Here is a 14,931-nt window from a genome sequence, read left to right as displayed (position 1 = left end):
TAATAAATACCGTTGAAGTTTTACTTAATTTTACGGTTTGGCGTTAATATTTATTATCACTCCCATAAAGAGTGATTATCAAGAAAATAGCGCTGTATTACAGTTAATTAGATTTGTTGATTAAGCATAAATGAAATCAACCTGGCAGGCGCGGGCATCCTCAACCAAACTTATCTCTTTAGTAAAAAGAGAGGTTTTCGATGCCATACAAAACGAAACGCGAGTTACCCGATAGCGTGCAGCACGTCCTCCCTGCCCACGCGCAGGATATCTACAAAGAAGCCTTTAACAGCGCCTGGGATCAATACAAAGATAAGGACGATCGCCGGGATGATGCCAGCCGTGAAGAGACGGCGCACAAGGTCGCCTGGGCCGCCGTAAAACATGAATACGAGAAAGGCGACGATGATAAATGGCACAAAAAGAAATAGCCGCAAAATAATAAGCTGCCTGCATTTTGACTTTTCAGGCGGTTCAACTTCCGTTGTATTGCAACTGGTCCGCTAATTGCTTATCGTTATTTAACTGCTGGCAAAATGACCAGCATAGAATGCCGGGAAAGCGAATTACAGATGTCGCAAGGAAGCATGCAGTGGCGGAGGTGTAATGTGTTAACGCGTGATTTCTTAATGAAGGCAGATTGTAAGACGGCATTTGGTGCTATTGAGGAATCGCTTCTCTGGTCAGCTGAACAACGGGCGGCGTCACTCGCTGCCACGCTTGCCTGCCGCCCGGATGATGGCCCGGTATGGATTTTTGGCTACGGTTCCCTGATGTGGAACCCGGCTCTCGAATTTGTCGAATCGGCAACGGGAACCTTGCCTGGCTGGCATCGCGCATTTTGTCTGCGCCTGACGGCCGGACGCGGCAGCGCGTGCCAGCCGGGGCGTATGCTTGCACTGAAAGAGGGCGGGCGCACCACGGGTGTCGCTTACCGCCTGCCGGATGCCACGCTGGAGGAGGAGCTGACGCTGCTCTGGAAGCGCGAGATGATCACCGGCTGCTATATGCCGAGCTGGTGCAAGCTGGAACTGGATGACGGACGTACCGTCAATGCGCTGGTGTTTATTATGGATCCGCGCCACCCGCTGTATGAAGCGGATACCCGTACGCAGGTGATCGCGCCCTTGATTGCTGCGGCCAGCGGGCCGCTGGGTACCAACGCGCAATATCTGTTTTCACTCGATCAGGAACTGACGCGTCTGGGCATGCAGGACGAATGTTTGAATGAGCTGGTCATGAAGGTGAAAGCGCTGCTGGAAGGGAGCCTGCTTAATAACCCGCTACGTCCGGGTTTTGCCTGAAAAAACGCCCGGCTAAACCGGGCGTTCGTTTTATGCGGCAACGTAGCTGACCGAATGCTCCAGTGACTGACTGTGGCTGTCAATCAGGACATCCCAGGTGCCGGTATAAGGCACGGTCAGCCACGCCTTGTCATCCTGCACCGTCAGAATATCCGCCTGCGATTGCTTCTGTGCTTTTGAACTCATAAGATGAATGCGGCAGCGCTCTGAGCAACGCACCACGACCGTATCCCCGCCAAACAGTTTCAAACTTGTCTTCACCAGTGCCATTTTTTACCCCGTCGATTTTGCCCATCCCGAGCGTGATATTGTTCACAATTTACTCATTGCATAACACCAAAGGGGAGGGGGAAGGATGATGATTTTGATCAAAAAATGGCATAACGTTTAAACAAAAATGACAAAATGCCTGAAAGCATTCAGCTGGCGCGTGTTTTACCCGGTTAACCCGCGCCAGAAGAAAATTAAATGCGGAAATGACCTGCGGTTTCAGCAAGGTCGCCCGCCTGACTCTGCAGCGCGCTGGCCGCTGCGGCAGACTGCACCACCAGTTCGGCGTTCTGCTGCACCATTCTGTCCAGATGCGTTACCGCGTGGTTGATCTCGTGAATGCCTTTCATCTGCTCGCTGGTGGCAATCGAGATTTCACGCATAATCCCCGAGACGCTACCGATGCTGGAGCGGATCTCATCCATGCTTTCTCCGGCCAGATGAACGTAGCGCGAACCCGTTGCCACGCTGTCGGTTGTGGAATCGATAAGGGATTTGATCTCTTTCGCCGCCTGAGCGCTGCGGCTGGCGAGGTTTCGCACTTCTCCAGCCACCACCGCGAAGCCGCGGCCTTGTTCGCCCGCGCGCGCCGCTTCGACCGAGGCGTTCAGCGCCAGAATGTTGGTCTGGAAGGCAATGCCGTCGATGACGCTGGTGATATCGCCAATCTTCGCCGAGGCCACCTCAATCGACTGCATGGTAGTGATAGCCTGAGAAACCACTTCACCCCCGCGCGACGCTGCAGCAGAGGCTTTGCTTGCCTGCTCGTTCGCTTCTGCCGCAGATTCATTTGACTGGGTGACGGAGGCGGTGATCTCTTCGACGGCGCTGGCGGTTTCGCGAAGGCTTGACGCCGCTTGCTCAGTGCGCCCGGAGAGATCCTGGTTACCGGCTGCGATTTCCTGCGCCGCATTTTTCACCGAGGCGCTGGCGTCGCGCAGCTGGACCATCACGACCGAGAGCTTATCGCTAAACGCGTTGAATGCCTGGGCAATTTGCGCCACTTCGTCATCACCGCTGTCCGGCAGGCGCTGCGACAGGTCATTGGTGCCGTTAGCGATGTTATGCATGGCGTCGCGAATATCGGACAAACGTTTCAACAGGCGGGCTATCAGGAAATGAACAATCGCGCCGCTCAGCAAAGCGAGGATCACCAGCGACAGCGCAGAGGCTTTCAGCAGCGAGCGCATGCCGGAGGTGGCATCGTTGTTATCGAGCGCCACGGCCAGCATCCAGTGCGTGCCCGGCACGGCGGTTGCCACGAAGGTTTTTTCGCTGCCGTTGAACGTCCCCTCAACCAGGCTACCGCTTTTCAGTGCCGCAAAATCGGTCCCTTTGATGGTTTCAGCGAATGGCTTGAGCGTGAGCGCCGGATCGCTGGCGGCAATCACCGTGCCATCGCTATCAAGGAGTAACCCGCTGCTGGCAGGCGTCGGGTGAATACCGCGTACGTTAGCCACCACGCTGTCCATCGCCACGTCGCCTGCCACAACCGCTTTCAGCGCACCGTTCTCCTTCACCGGCACCGCAAAGGTCACCACCAGTTTTCCGGTGCCCGCGTCCACGTACGGGGCGGTCACGACCGGGCCGTCAGTACTCACCACCTGCTGATACCAGGGACGGATCGTGGGGTCATAATCTGCCGGGACGCCCGCCGGGTCGGAGAACTTCGCCGTTTTGCTGGCGTAGCCGACATAGACGTTGGTGAAGCCACCCGCCTGCGCAAGCTGTTTGAATACCGGAACCGGATCGTCATTCAGCGCAACGGTCTGCGCGGAGGCTATCACCGTCATTTTGCTTTTAACCCAGTCTGCAATCGCCATGTTATGGCTGGCGCTGGTGCTGGTCAGAATATCGCGCTGCGACTGCTGGTTATCCTGGCGCGTAACCTGGAAATTAATGACGGTATTGAGAAGAAGGGCGACGATCAGGCAACCTGTCGTCGCGGCAATAATACGGGCACGAATGGATCTGAACATAAGTGAAATACCTGCTGTGTTGTTTCCATGCCTATCGGCAGCCGCGCAGGTAAACTTGATGCTGAAACCGCGTCCATAAGAAAATAATATTTTTACGGGTTTATTATTAAAAAGTTAATACTTTATCAGCGGTCAGGGTCCACTCGGCCAGCTCAACCAGCGTCCCAATCTCGACGCCATCAATCAGCGGCAGTCCGGTGATACCGCGCCCGTCGGTGCAGGTCTTACAGAGTTTGACCGGCACATTTTGCGCGGTCAGGATCTCCAGCATCTGCTGGATGTTGTAGCCCTCGGCGGGTTTTTGTCCCTTCAGGCCTGCGGTGACGGCGTCCGACATCAAAAAAAGGCGCAGCTCAGGCGCGCTCTCTTTCTCGCGCAGCGCTATCGCCAGTCGCAGGCTGTTGAAAAGGGATTCGCTGCCGTAGGCCGCACCGTTGGCGACGATCACAATCTTCTGCATGTTAACTCCTGTTGTTTGAAAGGCACGAATATTGCTTAACTCTCTGGGAGATTCGCTACCCGGGAGAGTAAGCATGACATTAATGGCGGGCAGTTCACCCGCGGCAACCGAGTGGTTCCAGCGCGCGACATTACTTCGCCGGGAGCAGCTCGGCAGGCTGGCTGCGTTGGGCGTGCTGGTTAACGGCATCAGCCGCCTTGTGCATATGCTCCAGTGCGAGCGCGGGGCATCCAACGTCTGGCTCTGCTCTCAGGGTAAGCTGTATGCCCCCGAATGCAAAGCCAGTCGTGGGCTGGTGGATGAAAACCTCACCGCGCTGCAGGCCATGCTGAAAGCACAATTCCCGGTCACGGGGAGCGGCGTTTGTGAGCGCATCGCCTGTGCGTTACTCAGCCTGGAAACACTGCCTTTGCTGCGTGACGGGATAGACAGCCAAAGCATAACGGCACCTCAGGCAATGGATCATTACTGCCGGATGCTTCGCCATCTGCTCAGTATCGTACCGCAACTCAATGACAGCATTGACGATCCGCAAATCGCGGGCCGTTTTGTCGCCCTTTATAGCCTGATGCAGGGCAAAGAGCTGGTGGGGCAAGAGCGGGCACTCGGGGCGATAGGCTTCACGCAGGGGTTTTTCACTGATGAAACCCGCCAGCGACTGGTAGACAGGATTGACGGGCAGCAGGCCTGTTTTGAGATCTTTTTATCCCACAGCCACGCTGAGGTGCAGAACACCTTTGCCCACAACTGCCAGCCCGATCGAGAAACAGAGCAACTCCGGCGCGTCGCCTGCACCCGTCAGCCCGCCGCCGACAATGGCGATACCGCGCTGAACTGGTTTGCCCTGCAAACCTCGCGTCTTGAACATCTGCGCACGCTTGAAGAAATGGTGATTGCCGATCTGATGGTGGCGGTTGATGACGCGATTCAGGCGTCCGGTGAAGCCACGATGAGTGGCGAAGAGCATGACGATCCTCTTGCGCTTTACCCGGATAAACCCTTGCTGCTGCTGGTTCGCCAGCAGGCGCGAGAGATTGACCAGCTCTCCCGCCAACTGGCATCACTCCGCGATACGCTGGAGGAGCGTAAGACCATTGATAAAGCCAAAAGCGTGCTGATGACGCATCAAAGCATGAGTGAGGAACAGGCGTGGACGGCACTGCGCAAAATGGCAATGGACAAGAACCAGCGCATGGTCGATATCGCGCGCGCACTGCTCACAGTGAAGAATTTGTGGCAGCTAACACCAAAGGAGTAGTTGCACAATCAGTGGGCATTTAATGCCTGATTGAGGTGCGCTAACGCGACAGCTATCAGGTTAACACCCCGAAAGCAGGGCCTTAAAACCTGGCATTCACTTTGCATTATCTGTTTAACCATTTTCGACGATGCGCCAACGGCGGTGCATGCGTCTTCGGGATAAAGGCGTCCAGCGGTGCTCCGGCACGGCGGGCGCTTTTTTTTGGCTTTTTTTCAGGAGTGGTCATGGCGGATTTGTCGAGACGGCGGTTTTTGCAGGCCAGCATGCTGGCGAGTGGTGCAATGCTGTTACCGGGTGTCATGCAGGCCGCGTGGGCGGCAGGCTCGGATAAACCGGAGCAGGAAACGGTGCGCATCGGGTTTATCCCGCTGACCGACTGTGCCCCGGTGGTTATCGCGGCGCTGAAAGGGTTTGATAAAAAATACGGCATTACCATCGTGCCCACCAAAGAGGCGAGCTGGGCGGCGGTGCGCGACAAGCTGGTGGCGGGCGAGCTGGATGCCGCGCACATTCTCTACGGCCTGCTGTATGGGCTGGAACTGGGCATCGCCGGCAAGCCACAGCAGATGGCGAACCTGATGACCCTTAACCAGAACGGTCAGGCCATCACGCTCTCCAGCGATCTGGCAGAGAAGGGCGTTCGCGATCTCGACGGGCTGAAAAAGCTGATTGGGCAGCAGGCGCCTGGTACCTACACCTTCGCGCACACCTTCCCGACGGGTACACACGCCATGTGGCTCTACTACTGGCTGGCCAGTGCGGGCATTAACCCCTTCGACGATATCCGGACCGTGGTGGTACCGCCGCCGCAGATGGTGATGAACATGCGCATTGGCAACATGGTGGGCTTTTGCGTCGGTGAGCCGTGGAACGCGCGGGCGATTAACGACCGCATCGGCTTCACCGCCGCCACGTCGCAGTCCATCTGGGCCGACCATCCGGAAAAAATCCTCGGCACTCGCCGCGACTGGGTGGAGAGGAACCCGCATACCGCCCGGGCGCTGGTGAGCGCCGTGATGGAGGCCGCGCGCTGGATCGACGCCTCCCCGGAAAACAAACGCGAGACCGCGCGGATCCTCTCCCGCCGCGCCTGGCTCAACTGCAAAGAGCAGTACCTCACCGGACGGATGCTGGGCGAATACGACAACGGCCTGGGCCAGCGCTGGCAGGACGCGCACCCGATCCGCTTCTTCAACGAGGGAGCCGTCAGCTACCCGTATCTCTCTGACGGCATGTGGTTCCTGACCCAGTTCCGCCGATGGGGTTTGCTTAAATCTGCACCGGACTATGCGGGCATCGCGCAGCGGATTAACCAGACCGCAACCTGGCAGGATGCTGCCACCGCGGTGGGGGGCATTACCACACCGGCATCACCACTACGCAACAGCACATTGATGGACGGCACCGTCTGGAACGGTACCGACCCGGAAGGATACGCCAACCGCTTCGCCATTCATCGTAAAGGGGCCTGATTATGCAGCATCTGCAAAAGACGACATCACAAGAGACATCCGTGAGTGGGGAAGTCATCTCCCTGCCTCCCGTGCAGGTACGCCGTCGCACCCCGGCATTTGCGCGTCGGATTAACGACCTTCTCCAGCGCGTCATTCCCGCAATGCTGGGTCTGGGACTGCTAGTGCTGCTGTGGCAGCTGGCGGCCATCAACAGCAAAGGCTTCCCGACGCCGCTGAGCACCCTGGATTCGGCCATCACCCTGTTTGCCGACCCGTTCTACCGCGACGGGCCAAATGATATGGGCATCGGCTGGAACGTGCTGGCCTCATTGCAGCGCGTCGCCATCGGCTTTGGGCTGGCAGCGCTGGCGGGTATTCCGCTGGGCTTTTTGATTGGCCGTTTCACCTTTTTCTCGCGCATGTTCAACCCGCTGATTGCGCTTCTGCGTCCGGTTAGCCCGCTGGCCTGGTTGCCTATCGGTTTATTGCTGTTCCAGAAAGCAGAGCCCGCGTCGAGCTGGACCATTTTTATCTGCTCCATCTGGCCGATGGTGATCAACACCGCCGAGGGCGTGCGCCGCATTCCGCAGGATTACCTCAACGTGGCCCGCGTGCTGCAGCTCTCCGAGTGGACCATCATGCGCCGCATCCTCTTCCCGGCCGTGCTGCCTGCGGTACTGACCGGGGTGCGCCTCTCGATCGGCATCGCCTGGCTGGTGATCGTCGCCGCCGAGATGCTGACCGGCGGGCTGGGCATTGGCTTCTGGATCTGGAACGAGTGGAACAACCTCAACGTCGAAAACATTCTCATCGCCATCGTCATCATTGGCGTGGTCGGGTTGCTGCTGGAGCAGGGGCTGATGCTGATCGCCCGTCGCTTTAGCTGGCAGGAAAAATAAGGAGCGAACATGAAACCATTAATTCAGGTCCAGGCCGTGAGCCAGCGTTTTTCCACCGCCAGCGGCGAGTTTCTGGCACTGCAAAACGTCTCTTTTGATATCCACGAGGGCGAAACCGTCAGTCTGATCGGTCACTCCGGCTGCGGCAAATCGACGCTGCTGAACCTCATCGCAGGGATCACGCTGCCAACGGAAGGGGGGCTGATTTGCGACAACCGCGAAATCGCCGGGCCAGGGCCCGAGCGCGCGGTGGTGTTTCAGAACCACTCCCTGCTGCCGTGGCTGACCTGCTTCGACAACGTGGCGCTGGCGGTGGATCAGGTCTTCCGTCGCACCATGAGCAAGGCCGAGCGCAAAGAGTGGATTGAGCACAACCTCGACCGCGTGCAGATGGGGCACGCGCTGCACAAGCGCCCGGGGGAGATCTCCGGCGGCATGAAGCAGCGCGTCGGCATAGCCCGCGCGCTGGCGATGAAGCCTAAAGTGCTCCTGATGGATGAACCCTTCGGGGCGCTTGATGCGCTGACGCGCGCCCATCTGCAGGACTCGGTGATGCAGATCCAGCAGGCGCTGAACACCACCATCGTGCTCATTACCCACGACGTGGACGAGGCGGTGCTGCTCTCCGATCGCGTGCTGATGATGACCAACGGCCCGGCGGCCACTGTGGGAGAAATCCTGCGCGTTGACCTGCCGCGCCCGCGTAACCGGGTGCAGCTGGCGGACGACAGCCGATACCACCACATGCGCCAGCAGATCCTGCATTTCCTCTATGAAAAGCAGCCGAAAGCGGCGTAGCGAGGGGGGGCTTTGATGCGACTGGTCATTATCGGAAATGGCATGGCGGCCACGCGGCTGATTGCCTCGCTCACCGGGCGTGCTGCCGGTCATTTCGCTATCACCGTCATCGGTGACGAGCCGGAGCATGCCTATAACCGCATCCAGCTTTCGCCGGTGCTGGGCGGTGAAAAAGCGGCGGTGGACATCTGCCTTCAGGATGATGAGTGGTACCAGGCGCGCGGCGTGACGGTGCTGCGGGGCGAAAAGGCGATTGCCGTGAACGTGGATACGCGGGAAGTGCAAACCGCCGCCCGCACGCTGGGCTGGGATGCGATGGTGTTCGCCACCGGGTCAACGCCCTTTATTCCTCCCATCCCCGGCGGCGATGCGCCACACGTATTCACGTTTCGTACTCTGGAGGATACCCAGGCCATTCAGGCAATCGCCGGTCCGGCGGTGGTGCTGGGGGGCGGCGTGCTCGGGGTTGAAGCGGCGGCAGCCCTGGCGCGCTCAGGTGACAGCGTCAAGCTTGTTCATCGCGGTCCGTGGCTAATGGAGCAACAGCTGGACCAGCAGGCGGGAATGCTGCTGGAAGAGGCGCTGGCGGCGCGGGGCGTGCGCTGCGAGCTTTCCTCAGGCATCGCGGCCATTAACGGCAGTAGCGTGACGCTGCTCAACGGGCACAGCATCGCCGCCACGCGCGTGGTGTTGGCGACCGGCGTGCAGCCGAACGTTGCGCTGGCGCACGCCAGCGGCATTCGCTGCGCGCGCGGCATCGTGGTGGATCACCAGATGCAGACCTCCGCACCGAACGTCTACGCCATTGGCGAGTGCTGCGAAATTGACGGCCAGACGTTTGGCCTGGTCGCCCCCTGCATGGCGCAGTCGGATATCCTCGCCGCACGGCTGGCCGGGGACGTTACTGTGCCGTTTACCCTCACCGACAACGGCGTGCGCCTCAAGGTGACCGGCGTGGAGTTGTTTAGCCTCGGTCGCGCGGCAGAGCAGGAGGACGATGTGGTCTGGAGCGCATGGGATCCGCTGACCCGTCACTACCGACGTTTACTGATCCATCAGGGGGCGCTGGCAGGCGTGCTGCTGATGGGCGACTGCCGCAGCGCGGCAACATTTACCGATTTACTGGCAACGGCTGCGCCCGCCCACGCGGACTGGCTGTTCGATCGTTTCACTACGCAACCGCAGGTTGCAGGACAGAACGCTATGACAAAACCTACTCTGGTGGTGGTTGGGCACGGTATGGTCGGCCATCATTTCCTCGAAGACTGCGTTAACCGCAATTTGCATGAACAGTACCAGATAATCGTCTTTGGTGAGGAGCGCTATGCCGCCTACGACCGCGTGCATCTGTCGGAATATTTTGGCGGGCGCAGCGCAAAGTCGCTCTCGCTGGTGGAAGGGGATTTCTTTGCCGACAGCGGCATTGAGCTGCGCCTGTCGCAGCAGATTGTCGCCATCGACCGCGACGCGCGCGTGGTGCGTACCGCCAGCGGGCATGAAACCCACTGGGACAAGCTGGTGCTGGCGACAGGCTCTTATCCGTTCGTCCCGCCGGTTCCGGGCAACGATCTGCTGGGCTGCTTTGTTTATCGCACCCTCGACGATCTCGATAATATTGCCGCACATGCAAAGGGCTCGCGTCGCGGCGTGGTGATTGGCGGCGGCCTGCTGGGGCTGGAGGCGGCGAACGCCCTGAAGCAACTCGGGCTGGAAACCCACGTGGTTGAGTTTGCGCCCAATCTGATGGCGGTGCAGCTCGACAACGACGGCGCGGCGATGCTGCGCAGGAAAATCGAGGCGCTGGGCGTTGGCGTTCACACCAGTAGAGCGACGACGGAGATTGCCACCGCGGACGGTGGACTGGTGCTGCGCTTTGCCGATGGTGAACAGCTGGAAACGGACATGGTGGTCTTTTCTGCCGGTATTCGTCCGCAGGACGCGCTGGCGCGCAGTAGCGGGCTGGCTATTGGCGAGCGCGGCGGGATCGGCATTGACGACGGCTGCCGGACCTCCGATCCGGACGTGCTGGCCATCGGCGAATGCGCCCTGTGGGAGGGGAAAATCTTCGGTCTGGTCGCGCCCGGTTATCAGATGGCGCGGGTGGCCGCCGCCGCGCTGGCGGGTGAGGATAAAACCTTTACCGGCGCGGATATGAGCACCAAGCTCAAGCTGCTCGGCGTGGACGTGGCCTCGTTCGGCGACGCTCACGGGCGCACGCCGGGGGCGCTGAGCTACCAGTGGACGCACGGTCCGCAGCAAATCTACAAGAAAATCGTGGTCAGCCATGACGGCAAAACGCTGCTCGGCGGCGTGCTGGTGGGTGACGCCAGCGAATACGCCACGCTGGTGCAGATGATGCTCAACGGGATAGCCCTGCCAAAAGAGCCGGAAACGCTGATATTACCCGCGTCGACGGGCAGCGCGCCAAAAGCGCTCGGCGTGGCGGCGCTGCCGGAAAGCGCGCAAATCTGTTCGTGCCATAACGTCAGCAAAGGCGATATCTGCCAGGCGGTGAGCGCGGGGGCAACGGATATCGGCGCCATCAAGCAGTGCACCAAAGCTGCGACCGGCTGCGGGGGCTGCAGCGCGCTGGTGAAGCAGGTGATGGAGTTCCAGCTGGCGGAGCAGGGCGTGGAGGTGAAAAAGGATATCTGCGAACACTTCCCGTACTCGCGCCAGGAGATTTACCACCTGGTGCGCGTTAACCATATTCGCACCTTTGACCAGCTGATTAGCCGCTACGGGCAGGGGCACGGATGTGAGATCTGCAAGCCGCTGGTGGGGTCGGTGCTTGCCTCCTGCTGGAACGAGTATCTGCTGAAACCGGCACATCTGCCGCTGCAGGATACCAACGACCGCTACTTCGCCAATATCCAGAAGGACGGGACCTATTCCATCGTGCCGCGCATGCCCGCCGGGGAAGTGACGGCAGACGGGCTGATCGCCATCGGCCAGATTGCGAAACGCTATGACCTCTACAGCAAAATCACCGGCGGGCAGCGTATCGACCTGTTTGGCGCTACCCTGGAACAGCTGCCGGAAATCTGGCAGGCGCTGGTGGAAGCGGGGTTTGAAACCGGACACGCCTACGGGAAATCCCTGCGCACAGTGAAATCCTGCGTCGGCTCGACCTGGTGCCGCTACGGCGTGCAGGACTCCACCGGCCTCGCGGTCCGGCTGGAGCACCGCTACAAGGGGCTGCGCGCGCCGCACAAAATCAAAATGGCGGTCTCAGGCTGCACCCGCGAATGCGCGGAGGCGCAGAGCAAAGACGTGGGGGTGATTGCCACCGACAAGGGCTGGAACCTCTATCTGTGCGGCAACGGCGGGATGAAGCCGCGCCATGCGGACCTTTTTGCCAGCGATCTGGACGATGAAACGCTGATCCGCACCGTTGACCGTTTCCTGATGTTCTACATCCGCACGGCGGATCGCCTGCAGCGCACCAGCACCTGGATGGACAACCTGGAAGGCGGCCTCGACTACCTGCGGGAGGTGATCGTCAACGACAGCCTGGGTATCGCCCACGAGCTGGAGCAGGAGATGGCCCGGGTGGTGGAAACCTACCAGTGCGAATGGCAAACCACGCTTAACGATCCGAACCGTCTGGCGCTGTTCCGCACCGCGGTGAACGCCGCGCCGTCGGATGAAAGCAAGCGCTGGCAGGAAATCTGCGGCATCGACGATATTCCCGAGCAGGCGGGCATTGGCGCGCGTCTTGGCCGCAAACCGATCGCGCTGTTCCGTTTCGGACAGCGAGTTTACGCCCTCGACGACCTGGAGCCGGGCAGCAGCGCGAACGTGCTTTCACGCGGCATTCTCGGCGATGCGGCGGGCGAGCCGGTGGTAATCTCTCCGCTCTACAAGCAGCGCATTCGCCTGCGCGACGGGTGCCAGGTGGATAACGGTGAACCTGCGGTACGCGCCTGGCCGGTGAAGATTGAAAACGGCAAGGTGTGGGTCGGGAACGACGCGATAGTGATGCGTGCGGAGGCCTCATGACGGAAACCCGGACAACGTGCCCCTACTGCGGGGTGGGCTGCGGCGTGGTCGCCAGCGTGGAAGGCGGAGCGGTAAGCGTTCGGGGGGACGAAACCCATCCTGCAAACTTTGGACGCCTGTGCGTGAAAGGATCGGCCCTGGGGGAAACGACGGGGTTACAGGGGCGATTGCTGCGCCCCGTTGTTGACGGTGTTGAGGTGGGCTGGTCGCAGGCGCTGGGGGCGGCAGGCGAGCGACTCCAGGCGATCATCGACAAATGGGGGCCGCAGGCCGTGGCGTTTTACGCCTCCGGCCAGCTATTAACCGAGGACTATTATGTTGCCAACAAGCTGATGAAAGGATTTATCGGCGCGGCAAACATTGATACCAACTCCCGGCTCTGCATGTCTTCGGCGGTGGTCGGCTACAAGCGCGCCTTCGGCGAAGACGTGGTGCCGTGCAGCTATGAGGATGTGGAAAACAGCGATCTGGTCGTGCTGGTGGGATCCAACGCTGCATGGACCCATCCGGTGCTGTATCAACGGCTGGTGCAGGCAAAGCACAGCAATCCGCAGATGAAGGTGGTGGTGATTGACCCGCGCAGCACCGCCACCTGCGATATCGCCGATCTGCATCTGGCGCTTGCGCCGGGGAGCGATGCCGGATTATTTGTCGGCCTGCTGAACCTGATTCAGGGTGCGGATGAGTGGCCCGTTGAGCGCGTGGCGGCATTTTGCGGTCTTTCGCCGCAGGATATTGGCACCTTTTACGACTGGTTTATGACGGCACCTCGTGCTATCACGCTCTACACCATGGGGATCAACCAGTCCACCCGCGGCAGCGACAAGTGCAACGCTATCATCAACGTCCATCTTGCCAGCGGCAAATTCAATCGTCAGGGCTGCGGCCCGTTTTCGCTGACCGGACAGCCTAACGCGATGGGCGGGCGCGAAGTGGGCGGGCTGGCGAACCAGCTGGCGGCGCACATGAGCTTCGAGCCGGACGATCTCTCGCGGGTGGCGCGTTTCTGGGGAACCGAGCGGCTGGCGCAGACGCCAGGCCTGATGGCGGTGGAGCTGTTTGACGCCATCGCCCGCGGCGAGGTGAAGGCGGTGTGGATTATGGGGACCAACCCCGCCGTATCGCTGCCGGACAGCCACGCGGTGTGTCAGGCGCTGGCGGCCTGTCCGCTGGTTATCGTTTCTGAAGTGATGCAGGAGACGGACACCAGCCGGTTTGCCCATATTCGTCTTCCGGCGCAGGGCTGGGGCGAGAAAAACGGTACGGTAACCAACTCAGAGCGGCGCATTTCGCGCCAGCGCGCGTTTCTGCCCGCGCCGGGCGAGGCAAAGCCGGACTGGTGGATTATTGCCCAGGTCGCTAAAAGGCTGGGCTATGGCGAAGCCTTTGCCTGGGAACATCCGCGGGATATTTTTTGTGAACATGCGGCGCTAACGGCGTTTGAAAATAACGGCGAGCGCGCGCTCAATCTGGGTGAACTGGCGACGTTAAGCCGCGAGGAATGGGATGCGCTGGAGCCTTATCAATGGTGCGCCGGTCATTTTCCCCACAGACGGATTGTCCCGGTTATCCCATCGTTGCCCGCCGCGGGGATCAATACCCTGTACCCGCTGATGCTCAACACCGGCCGTATTCGCGACCAGTGGCATACCATGACCCGCACGGGATACGTCGCACGATTAATGCAGCATATCGCCGAGCCGTTGGTTGACATCTGCCGTTCAGATGCCGCGCGATATGGAGTGTGCGAGGGGCAGCTGGCGCGAATCGCTTCCCCGCGCGGGGTGATGGTTGCCCGGATCCATATTAACGACGCTCAGAAGGCGGGAGAGCTGTTTCTCCCGATGCACTGGAATGCGCAATTTTCCCGTCAGGGGAAGGTCAATGCGCTGGTGGAAGGCCGCGTTGACCCGGTTTCAGGCCAGCCAGAGAGTAAACAAACCGCGGTCAGGATCCTGCCGTGGCAGCCGGGCTGGCAGGGGGAGCTTTACGCGCGTGACTTACCGGAACTCCCGTCCTTCGTGTACTGGTGGCGCAAAGCGACTCGCCTGACGCTGGCGGGTGATAAACCGTTCCTGCCATGGGTCATGGATTACGCCAGCGGCAGGGGCTGGCAGCTGCAGGTTGCGCAGACCGGCGAGCGTAGCAGCGTGCTGGCCTGGCATAACGGCGAGCTGATGCTCGCCTTCTGGGAAGGAACCGCGCGACCGGAGCTGGCGCACCCGGTGATTGAAGCGGCTTTTCAGTCGCCCCCCTTAACGCCTGCTGCACGTCATGCGCTCCTCAACGGGCAGGGCGTGGGGGAGGTGGTGGATCCGGGGCGCATTATCTGTAGTTGTTTCAGCGTCGGGGAAAACGCGATACGCGAGGCGATTGCCGGAGGGTGCGATTCCATTTCGGCGCTGGGGGCACGTTTGCGCTGCGGAACGAACTGCGGTTCGTGCGTGCCCGAGCTGAAAGCGCTGTTTGGATAGCGGTGTAAGGGCGTCGGGTGGCGGCTGTGC

Annotated in this window: 11 protein-coding genes; 8 read left to right on the top strand and 3 right to left on the bottom strand. The window is 60.2% G+C overall.

Going from position 1 to position 14,931, the window contains the following annotated elements; all coding sequences use genetic code 11:
* Window positions 1–200 precede the first annotated feature (200 nt).
* Window positions 201–431 (top strand): putative cation transport regulator ChaB, encoded by a 231-nt coding sequence (gene chaB, locus HV355_RS01690; protein ID WP_042715159.1) that lies wholly within the window; start codon window positions 201–203, stop codon window positions 429–431.
* 177 nt (window positions 432–608) lie between these two features.
* Window positions 609–1,304: a gamma-glutamylcyclotransferase gene (locus HV355_RS01685; protein WP_148401365.1), complete on the top strand. Its 696-nt coding sequence runs from the start codon at window positions 609–611 to the stop codon at window positions 1,302–1,304.
* A gap of 30 nt (window positions 1,305–1,334) precedes the next feature.
* Here HV355_RS01685 and HV355_RS01680 read toward each other — a convergent pair whose 3' ends face one another.
* The 3 genes from HV355_RS01680 to HV355_RS01670 all read right to left on the bottom strand — a co-directional run bounded on the left by HV355_RS01680 (window position 1,335) and on the right by HV355_RS01670 (window position 4,013).
* The gene (locus tag HV355_RS01680; protein WP_010432930.1) at window positions 1,335–1,574 is read right to left on the bottom strand and encodes a DUF1883 domain-containing protein; all 240 of its coding nucleotides are present in this window, start codon (window positions 1,572–1,574) and stop codon (window positions 1,335–1,337) included.
* Window positions 1,575–1,768: 194 nt separating this feature from the next.
* Window positions 1,769–3,553, bottom strand: coding sequence for a methyl-accepting chemotaxis protein (locus HV355_RS01675; RefSeq protein WP_108417818.1), 1,785 nt, complete (start codon window positions 3,551–3,553; stop codon window positions 1,769–1,771).
* Window positions 3,554–3,659: 106 nt separating this feature from the next.
* Window positions 3,660–4,013, bottom strand: coding sequence for a DsrE/DsrF/TusD sulfur relay family protein (locus HV355_RS01670; protein WP_182400738.1), 354 nt, complete (start codon window positions 4,011–4,013; stop codon window positions 3,660–3,662).
* 73 nt (window positions 4,014–4,086) lie between these two features.
* Between HV355_RS01670 and nasR the strand changes: the two genes are divergently transcribed.
* The 6 genes from nasR (at window position 4,087) to HV355_RS01640 (ending at window position 14,901) form a co-directional block, all read left to right on the top strand.
* Window positions 4,087–5,271 (top strand): nitrate regulatory protein NasR, encoded by a 1,185-nt coding sequence (gene nasR, locus HV355_RS01665; protein ID WP_182400737.1) that lies wholly within the window; start codon window positions 4,087–4,089, stop codon window positions 5,269–5,271.
* Between the two features lie 227 nt (window positions 5,272–5,498).
* Window positions 5,499–6,746 (top strand): CmpA/NrtA family ABC transporter substrate-binding protein, encoded by a 1,248-nt coding sequence (locus HV355_RS01660; RefSeq protein ID WP_182400736.1) that lies wholly within the window; start codon window positions 5,499–5,501, stop codon window positions 6,744–6,746.
* A gap of 2 nt (window positions 6,747–6,748) precedes the next feature.
* Window positions 6,749–7,627: a nitrate ABC transporter permease gene (gene ntrB / locus HV355_RS01655; RefSeq protein WP_182400735.1), complete on the top strand. Its 879-nt coding sequence runs from the start codon at window positions 6,749–6,751 to the stop codon at window positions 7,625–7,627.
* Between the two features lie 9 nt (window positions 7,628–7,636).
* Window positions 7,637–8,425 (top strand): ABC transporter ATP-binding protein, encoded by a 789-nt coding sequence (locus HV355_RS01650; RefSeq protein ID WP_042715167.1) that lies wholly within the window; start codon window positions 7,637–7,639, stop codon window positions 8,423–8,425.
* A 15-nt stretch (window positions 8,426–8,440) separates the two neighbouring features.
* Window positions 8,441–12,427 carry a nitrite reductase large subunit NirB gene (nirB, locus tag HV355_RS01645; protein ID WP_182400734.1) on the top strand — a complete coding sequence of 1,329 codons (3,987 nt, stop codon included), beginning with the start codon at window positions 8,441–8,443 and terminating at the stop codon, window positions 12,425–12,427.
* Window positions 12,424–14,901, top strand: a complete 2,478-nt coding sequence (locus HV355_RS01640) for a nitrate reductase (RefSeq protein WP_182400733.1) — start codon at window positions 12,424–12,426, stop codon at window positions 14,899–14,901. Before nirB ends, HV355_RS01640 begins: the two co-directional genes overlap by 4 nt.
* Window positions 14,902–14,931: the final 30 nt, after the last annotated feature.

It is taken from the genome of Enterobacter sp. RHBSTW-01064 (genome assembly GCF_014103035.1).
Taxonomy (GTDB): Bacteria; Pseudomonadota; Gammaproteobacteria; order Enterobacterales; family Enterobacteriaceae; genus Enterobacter; species Enterobacter mori.
The sequence above is the reverse complement of the archived record's forward strand: the minus strand, read 5'-3'. Positions and strand labels throughout refer to the sequence as shown.

Coding starts and splice junctions, on each gene's coding strand:
- chaB (WP_042715159.1), top strand. CDS start 201: ATGCCATACAAAACGAAACGCGAGTTACCCGATAGCGTGCAGCACGTC.
- HV355_RS01680 (WP_010432930.1), bottom strand. CDS start 1,574: ATGGCACTGGTGAAGACAAGTTTGAAACTGTTTGGCGGGGATACGGTC.
- HV355_RS01675 (WP_108417818.1), bottom strand. CDS start 3,553: ATGTTCAGATCCATTCGTGCCCGTATTATTGCCGCGACGACAGGTTGC.
- HV355_RS01670 (WP_182400738.1), bottom strand. CDS start 4,013: ATGCAGAAGATTGTGATCGTCGCCAACGGTGCGGCCTACGGCAGCGAA.
- nasR (WP_182400737.1), top strand. CDS start 4,087: ATGACATTAATGGCGGGCAGTTCACCCGCGGCAACCGAGTGGTTCCAG.
- HV355_RS01660 (WP_182400736.1), top strand. CDS start 5,499: ATGGCGGATTTGTCGAGACGGCGGTTTTTGCAGGCCAGCATGCTGGCG.
- ntrB (WP_182400735.1), top strand. CDS start 6,749: ATGCAGCATCTGCAAAAGACGACATCACAAGAGACATCCGTGAGTGGG.
- HV355_RS01650 (WP_042715167.1), top strand. CDS start 7,637: ATGAAACCATTAATTCAGGTCCAGGCCGTGAGCCAGCGTTTTTCCACC.
- nirB (WP_182400734.1), top strand. CDS start 8,441: ATGCGACTGGTCATTATCGGAAATGGCATGGCGGCCACGCGGCTGATT.
- HV355_RS01640 (WP_182400733.1), top strand. CDS start 12,424: ATGACGGAAACCCGGACAACGTGCCCCTACTGCGGGGTGGGCTGCGGC.